This window comes from Longimicrobium sp., from assembly GCF_036554565.1.
Lineage (GTDB): Bacteria > Gemmatimonadota > Gemmatimonadetes > Longimicrobiales > Longimicrobiaceae > Longimicrobium.
The window spans coordinates 1-5,753 of record NZ_DATBNB010000771.1 but is presented as its reverse complement, the minus strand read 5'-3'; the positions used below and the strand labels follow the sequence as shown (position 1 = coordinate 5,753).

Here is a 5,753-nt window from a genome sequence, read left to right as displayed (position 1 = left end):
TGTTTCTGCATTGGCCAGGGGCGGACGTCCACCTGACAATGGACGACGTGCTGCTTGCCTCCAATCCCAGGCTCCGCGAGCAGGCCGCTACCCGGCGGCTCGCGAGCGATCGCGCGTTCGGTGCGGCCGTCCGGACACTTCGCCAGAAACATCTGCTAAAACAAACCGACATCCCGGGTCTGACGGCCCGGCATGTCCGGCGTGTTGAGCATGGATCGGTGCCCGGAGAAGGCGCGCTCCTCAGCCTGGCTGCCGCGCACGGCATGGATCCGGATGCGTACCTGGAAGCCGTGACCGAGTTGATGGAGTAGCGCAGCACTTCGCATCGCCGATCATCCGGACCCTCGTCTTTTGCGGCCGCGGCTACGCCCCGAACTGCCGCAGGTGATGGTCCAGGTGCTTGTACGACAGCACTGCCCACTCCTGTGGCGTCATCCGCCCGAAGAAGGCGTGCGGGTACGTGGTGCAGCCCGCCGGGCCCGCGGCCACGAACCGGTCGATCAACCGCGACAGGCGCTCGCGTTCGCGCTCCAGCTCCCGCTCGTCGGCGATCACCAGGTCGGGGGCGGTCGGCGAGTTGCGGCGGATGGGATCGTCGTTGCGGATCGCCAGGCGTTTGATGAGCGGGCCGATGATCCGCCCGATGAACATCCGCTTGGGTCGGCTGTCGCCCACCGCCCCCTCCATGGCGTTGGCGCAGTGTGCGACCGCCTGCGCCACCGTCATCGTGCCCCACTGGCGCTGGCTGTCGGGCCGCAGGGCCTGCAGGCGTGCCCTGATTTCGGCCGCGGCCGCCGGTTCGTACAGGTTCTTCATGGGGATACCGTCGTTCGTGGGAAGATGCGGTGCAGACACCAATTGCCGCTCGCTAGACGAACGGGCGCAAGCCGGGGTGACGCTCGCAGAACTCCCCGGCGAGTTCCGGGTGGTCGCCGAGCATCTGGAAGTCGGCAAAGTCGAAGCCCGGCCCCACGCTGCACCCCACCAGCGTGTACGCGCCGCTCGAGCGCGCCGCCTGCCACCGCCCGGCGGGCACCACGGCGACAGGCGCCATCCCGTCCCCCACCGGCCCCAGCCGCGCCCGGTGCAGCACCGTGGGGTCAGCATCCGTCCAGAGCAGGTCCAGGGGATCGCCCTCGTAAAAGTGCCACGCCTCGTCGGAGGTAACGCGGTGAAGCCGGCTCTGCTCGCCCGCGCTCAACAGGAAGTAGATCGTCGTGAGGCCGGAGCGCTCGCCCCGCCCGTCGCCCGGCTGGACGAGCGCTGACGAGCGGAACACCTCGCGGTAGTGCCCGCCTTCCGGATGCGGCTTCAGCCCGAGCGTCGCGATCAGCTGCGCGGCGCGGTCGGGCGACGTGGCGTGGTGGCCAGGTGACGGGTTCATGAGAGATCGTGCCGCGCGAAGAAGAGCCAGTCCGTGACTTCCTCGTCGATGAGCTCGTTGAAGAACGTCACGGGCTCGATGCGTACCTCATGGAAGACCGTGCGGAGCGCGTCGGCGAAGGGCGAGCTTTCGGCGTACGACCATACGCCCAGGATGCCGCCTGGCGCCAGGTGCCGGCTCGCCCGCTCCAGCCCCTCCGCGCGGTAGAACACGTCGTTGGTGCGGCTGAGCTGGTCGTCCGGGGCGTGATCCACGTCGATCAGGACCAGGTCCCATACATCGCTCGGCTCGGCGGCCAGCCGGGCGTACACGTCGCCGGCCCCCGTGGAGAACCGCGGGTCGGCGGTGAGCGCGGCGGCGAGCGGAAACAGGCCCTGCTCCATCCAGTCGATCACCTGCGGAAGGAACTCCACCACCTCCACCCGGGCCACGCGCGGGGACGCGAGGGCCGCGTTCGCCGTGTACCCCAGCCCCAGCCCGCCGACGAGCACCCGCAGATCGGTCCCCGGGTGCATCTGCAGGGCCACCGAGGCGAGCGCCCGCTCCGAGGCTGTGTTGTAGCTGCTCATGAGGAACGCGTGGTTCAGCGTCACTTCGGTGACCACCGTTCCGGGGCGCGACAGCAGTTCCCGCCGCCGCAGGCAGAGCGGGCCCAGCGGGCTGTCTTCGTACGCCAGGATCTCGAGGTTGGATGGGCTCATCGCGGCGCTGGATACAGGAACATCCTACGCCTCCAGGGGATCATCAAACAGGTATTCCATGTAGATCTCGTCGAGGCCATCTCCGAGAGCCCAGCCCAGCGGTGCGCCCTTGGCGCGCAGCGCATCGCACCGGGCGCCGTACTCCGCTTGCAGATCATGCTGGACGATGCGGTGGACCGCGTTCCGATACATGCTGACCATGCTGTTCGCGAAGCTCGCATCCAGGGCGCCGACGTAGAGGACGGCATCGAGCCCTTCCTCTACGTAGGTGAGCATCAGGTCCACCGGCGTTGCGGCGGAGGCCGCGATCTTGTCGAAGTCGGTCACCAGCTTGCGCGTACTGCTCAACCTGAACCCGCCCGTGGACCTGCGGGCGAACTCGCGCCGAATCTTCTCCTTGTATTCCTCGGCGACCTTAGCGTCGTCCCCGGCCCGAAGCTTGGTCCGGTAGAAGTCCGCCGCCTGCGGCACGGCGTCGCAGAGCGCGGCGACCTGCTCGATGATCTGTTCCTTGGAGAGCTGGTTCAGAAACGCCTTCAACTCGCGGCGCTGGATCGACGACATGGAATGAGCAGGAAAGAGTTGGAGCTTGGCATGTAGATGTCTCGCGGATCTGCTGGGCAACGTCGCGAGCGCTCACCCCGGCTGCGTGATCCCGGGAACCGCTGCACTGAACATCCGGGCCCCGAACTCGTCCGCCTGCCTCGCCTGCTCCGGTGACAGCACCTCACCGGTCCGGATGCTGGCGTAGAGCGACCCGCCGTAGACCATGTCGAAGTATTCCGCCGTTTGCCGAAACGGGACCTCGAAGCCCTCCGGGAGCACCGGGTCCGTTCCGCAGGCGGCCACCCACAGGGAGCGCCCCGCGAGGCGGCGCCCCAGCGGCTTCCGTACCGTGATCAGGTCGGTCAGCCGGTCGAAGAAGCGCTTCAGCACGCCGCTCATCGCGTACCAGTAGACCGGCGTGACGAAGAGGACTCCGTCGGCGTTCGCAATCGCCTCCGCCACGGCGAGGAAATCGTCTCCCTCGATGGCTCGGCCATACTCGTAATCGCGAACGTGCAGCGACGCGAGGTCGAACCGCTGCGCGATCCGGCCCGCAAGCACCGCCTCGGCCAGCCGGGTGGAATCCCCATCCCGCCGAGCGCTCCCGATGACCGCGACGATGTTCATACGAGGGACGCCGAAGATCGTCCGCACATCCTCAATGATGCGGCCGCCCCGCCACGGTGAGTGGGCCGCCCGTTCCGTTCGACGAGAACACCACCACGACGACGGCCTCCTCCGAGCCCGGGTTGCGCCCGACGATGACGGTGCCGGCGGGGATGTGCACCAGGCCGCCGGCCCGGACGGTGTGCTCCTGTCCGTTCAGCACCGCGGTGACGGTTCCCTGGTGCACGAAGAAGGTTTCGTCGTGCGCGGGGTGATGATGCTCCGGGATCTGCGCGCCGGGCGCAAGCCGCATGATGCGGGAAACCGAGGTGGGGCTCTCGTGCAGCACGCTCGTGGCGACCGTTCCCGCGGCGGGCGCTTGCGCATCGGAGACGGTAAGCACGCGCGGCGTGGCCGGCGGCCGTGCGGCGGGGGTGGGATCCGCCGCGGGGGCCGACGGGGCGCAGGCGGCGAGCACCAGGAACAGCGGCAGCGAGCGGGGGACTGGCATGCGAAACCCGGGGCATCGAGGGGCCTGCGTGGGTTCATGCCAAGCTACCGGTGCCCATGCACCTGGACAATGCCGCGGTCCGGCGCCGCGCTTCAGCGGGATCGGTGCAGGCGGTCGAAGCGCATCTCGCGGGTCGGAACGAATCCCAGCTGTTCGTACAGGGGCCGGCCCGCCGCCGATGCCTGCAGCACGAGGGAGTCGACGCCCGCGCCCCGCGCCCAGTCGATCACGCACTGCATCAGCAGGCGCGCCGCGCCGCGGCCGCGATGCTCGCGCTCCGTGAAGACGTTCATGACCAGCGCTTCGTCGCCGGTGGTGACGCCGCCGCCGTCCCCGCGCGGACGGGGCATCATCGGCCGGATGAACACCCCGGCCCCCGCGATCGTCTCCGATGGCCGCGACGCCGGCGCGGCCAGCCAGGCGCGATACGTTCCCGCCGCGAAGGCGTCGCGGAGGAACCCTTCCACCCTCACCCGCATCGGTTCCTCGTCTTCCAGGCGCAGGTCGCCCATGTCCCGGAACATCTCGGTGCGGTGGCGGGCGATCACCGGGACGTCCGCCAGCGAGCCCTCGCGCACGACGATCCCGCCGCTCACGACGCAGCCCCCTGCGACGAGAGGATGCGGCCCAGCTCCGTCGAATCGATGTTGGCACCCGTAAGCACGATGCCCACGCGACGACCCATCCATCGATCGCGTTCCTTCAGCAAGCCCGCGAACGCCGCGGCCCCCGCCCCTTCCACCGCGTTGTGCGTGTCGGCGAAGATCGCCGCGATGGCCGATTCGACCTCCGGGTCGCTGACCCGTACCACGCGATCGGCGCCCCGCGCGATGATCGCCAGGGCATCGGGGGAGGGCGTGCGGCAGGCCATTCCGTCGGCGGCCTTCGTCGTGACCTCGTGCGAGACCACGGTCCCCGCGTCCAGAGACAGGGCGAGCGCCGGCGCGCCTTCCGCGACGACGCCAATGACCGCCGTGCGCAGTCCCAGCGCGTTCCGCGCCGCGATCATCCCGCAGATCCCCGACCCCATCCCCACCGGCACGTACACGGCATCGAGCTCCGGCGCCCCCTGGAAGAACTCGAGCGCATACGTCGCCACGCCGCGTACCAGGAGGGGATGAACCGCCGGAATCCGATGCCAGCCGCGCTCGGACGCGATCTCCGCGGCCGCCTCCGAGGCCTCCTGGAAATCACGCCCTCTCACGATGAGCTCCACGCCGAGCGCCTCCATTGCCGCATTCTTCTCGCGCGCGTTCCCCTCGGGTACCACGATGGCCGCCGGGATGCCGAACCGCCGCGCGGCGAAGCCGATCGACTGGCCATGGTTTCCTCGCGTGGCGCTCACGACCCCCGGCACCGCGACCCGGTCGCCGCGCAGGTGGTCGATGTAGACGAGGCCCCCCCGGACCTTGAAGGCGCCGACCGGGGTGTGGTTCTCGTGCTTCGCCCACACCTCCACGCCGCACCGGCGCTCCAGCAGCGGCCATCGGTACTGGGGGGTGGGCGGCATCACGGCATGCACCAGCTCGGCCGCGGCGTTGATCGCGTCCAGGGCAGGCAGCGTCCACTCGGTCTCGGTCGGCATCATACGTGGCTCAGCGCGGTGTCGAGGTCATGGATCAGGTCTCCTTCGTCTTCGAGCCCCACGGACAGGCGCACCAGGGCGGGGCTCACCCCGGCTTCCGCGAACTCCTCCGCCGACACCGAGGCGGCCAGCATCTCCGCGGGGCGGACCACCAGCGATTCTACGCCGCCGACGCTGGCGGCGCGCGCGGGAAGCCGCAGCGCCGAGAGCAGCCGCTCGGCGGCGGGGGCGCCGCCCCGCGGCTCGAAGCTCAGCACGCCGCTCGGCCCCGTCATCTGCTTTTCGAAGACGGCGCGCTGCGGGTGGCTCTCCAGCCCCGGGAAGTACACCCGCTCCACCCGGGGATGCGCCTCCAGGAAGCGCGCCACGGCAGAGGCGGTGCGGTTGTGGCGCTCCATCCGCACGCCGAGCGTCCTGAGC

At 69.8% G+C, this 5,753-nt stretch carries 9 protein-coding genes and 1 pseudogene; 1 reads left to right on the top strand and 9 read right to left on the bottom strand.

The window, feature by feature from the left end:
* A pseudogene (locus tag VIB55_RS21805) lies at positions 1-311 on the top strand (hypothetical protein); the annotation flags it as partial.
* Between the two features lie 52 nt (positions 312-363).
* Here the strand turns inward: VIB55_RS21805 and VIB55_RS21800 are convergent.
* From VIB55_RS21800 to VIB55_RS21760, 9 genes are all read right to left on the bottom strand, one after another.
* Complete coding sequence (locus tag VIB55_RS21800) at positions 364-816, bottom strand: DUF1569 domain-containing protein (RefSeq protein ID WP_331878784.1); 453 nt, start codon at positions 814-816, stop codon at positions 364-366.
* 52 nt (positions 817-868) lie between these two features.
* The gene (locus VIB55_RS21795; RefSeq protein ID WP_331878783.1) at positions 869-1,384 is read right to left on the bottom strand and encodes a cupin domain-containing protein; all 516 of its coding nucleotides are present in this window, start codon (positions 1,382-1,384) and stop codon (positions 869-871) included.
* Positions 1,381-2,085, bottom strand: a complete 705-nt coding sequence (locus VIB55_RS21790) for a hypothetical protein (RefSeq protein WP_331878782.1) — start codon at positions 2,083-2,085, stop codon at positions 1,381-1,383. The genes VIB55_RS21795 and VIB55_RS21790 overlap by 4 nt, the downstream gene beginning before the upstream one ends.
* A gap of 24 nt (positions 2,086-2,109) precedes the next feature.
* Positions 2,110-2,649, bottom strand: coding sequence for a DUF6155 family protein (locus tag VIB55_RS21785; RefSeq protein WP_331878781.1), 540 nt, complete (start codon positions 2,647-2,649; stop codon positions 2,110-2,112).
* A gap of 72 nt (positions 2,650-2,721) precedes the next feature.
* Positions 2,722-3,258, bottom strand: a complete 537-nt coding sequence (locus VIB55_RS21780; protein WP_331878780.1) for an NAD(P)H-dependent oxidoreductase — start codon at positions 3,256-3,258, stop codon at positions 2,722-2,724.
* A 31-nt stretch (positions 3,259-3,289) separates the two neighbouring features.
* Positions 3,290-3,748, bottom strand: coding sequence for a cupin domain-containing protein (locus tag VIB55_RS21775; RefSeq protein WP_331878779.1), 459 nt, complete (start codon positions 3,746-3,748; stop codon positions 3,290-3,292).
* Positions 3,749-3,840: 92 nt separating this feature from the next.
* Entirely contained in the window at positions 3,841-4,344 is a 504-nt protein-coding gene (locus VIB55_RS21770; protein WP_331878778.1) for a GNAT family N-acetyltransferase, read from the bottom strand.
* Positions 4,341-5,336: a threonine dehydratase gene (locus VIB55_RS21765; RefSeq protein ID WP_331878777.1), complete on the bottom strand. Its 996-nt coding sequence runs from the start codon at positions 5,334-5,336 to the stop codon at positions 4,341-4,343. Before VIB55_RS21765 ends, VIB55_RS21770 begins: the two co-directional genes overlap by 4 nt.
* The coding region (locus VIB55_RS21760; RefSeq protein WP_331878776.1) for a PLP-dependent transferase at positions 5,333-5,753 on the bottom strand (421 nt) is incomplete at its 5' end. The genes VIB55_RS21765 and VIB55_RS21760, both read right to left, overlap by 4 nt.

Excerpts from the sequence above, each read along its gene's own strand:
- VIB55_RS21780 (WP_331878780.1), bottom strand. The coding sequence starts at position 3,258 with ATGAACATCGTCGCGGTCATCGGGAGCGCTCGGCGGGATGGGGATTCC.
- VIB55_RS21790 (WP_331878782.1), bottom strand. The coding sequence starts at position 2,085 with ATGAGCCCATCCAACCTCGAGATCCTGGCGTACGAAGACAGCCCGCTG.
- VIB55_RS21775 (WP_331878779.1), bottom strand. The coding sequence starts at position 3,748 with ATGCCAGTCCCCCGCTCGCTGCCGCTGTTCCTGGTGCTCGCCGCCTGC.
- VIB55_RS21765 (WP_331878777.1), bottom strand. The coding sequence starts at position 5,336 with ATGATGCCGACCGAGACCGAGTGGACGCTGCCTGCCCTGGACGCGATC.
- VIB55_RS21800 (WP_331878784.1), bottom strand. The coding sequence starts at position 816 with ATGAAGAACCTGTACGAACCGGCGGCCGCGGCCGAAATCAGGGCACGC.
- VIB55_RS21795 (WP_331878783.1), bottom strand. The coding sequence starts at position 1,384 with ATGAACCCGTCACCTGGCCACCACGCCACGTCGCCCGACCGCGCCGCG.
- VIB55_RS21785 (WP_331878781.1), bottom strand. The coding sequence starts at position 2,649 with ATGTCGTCGATCCAGCGCCGCGAGTTGAAGGCGTTTCTGAACCAGCTC.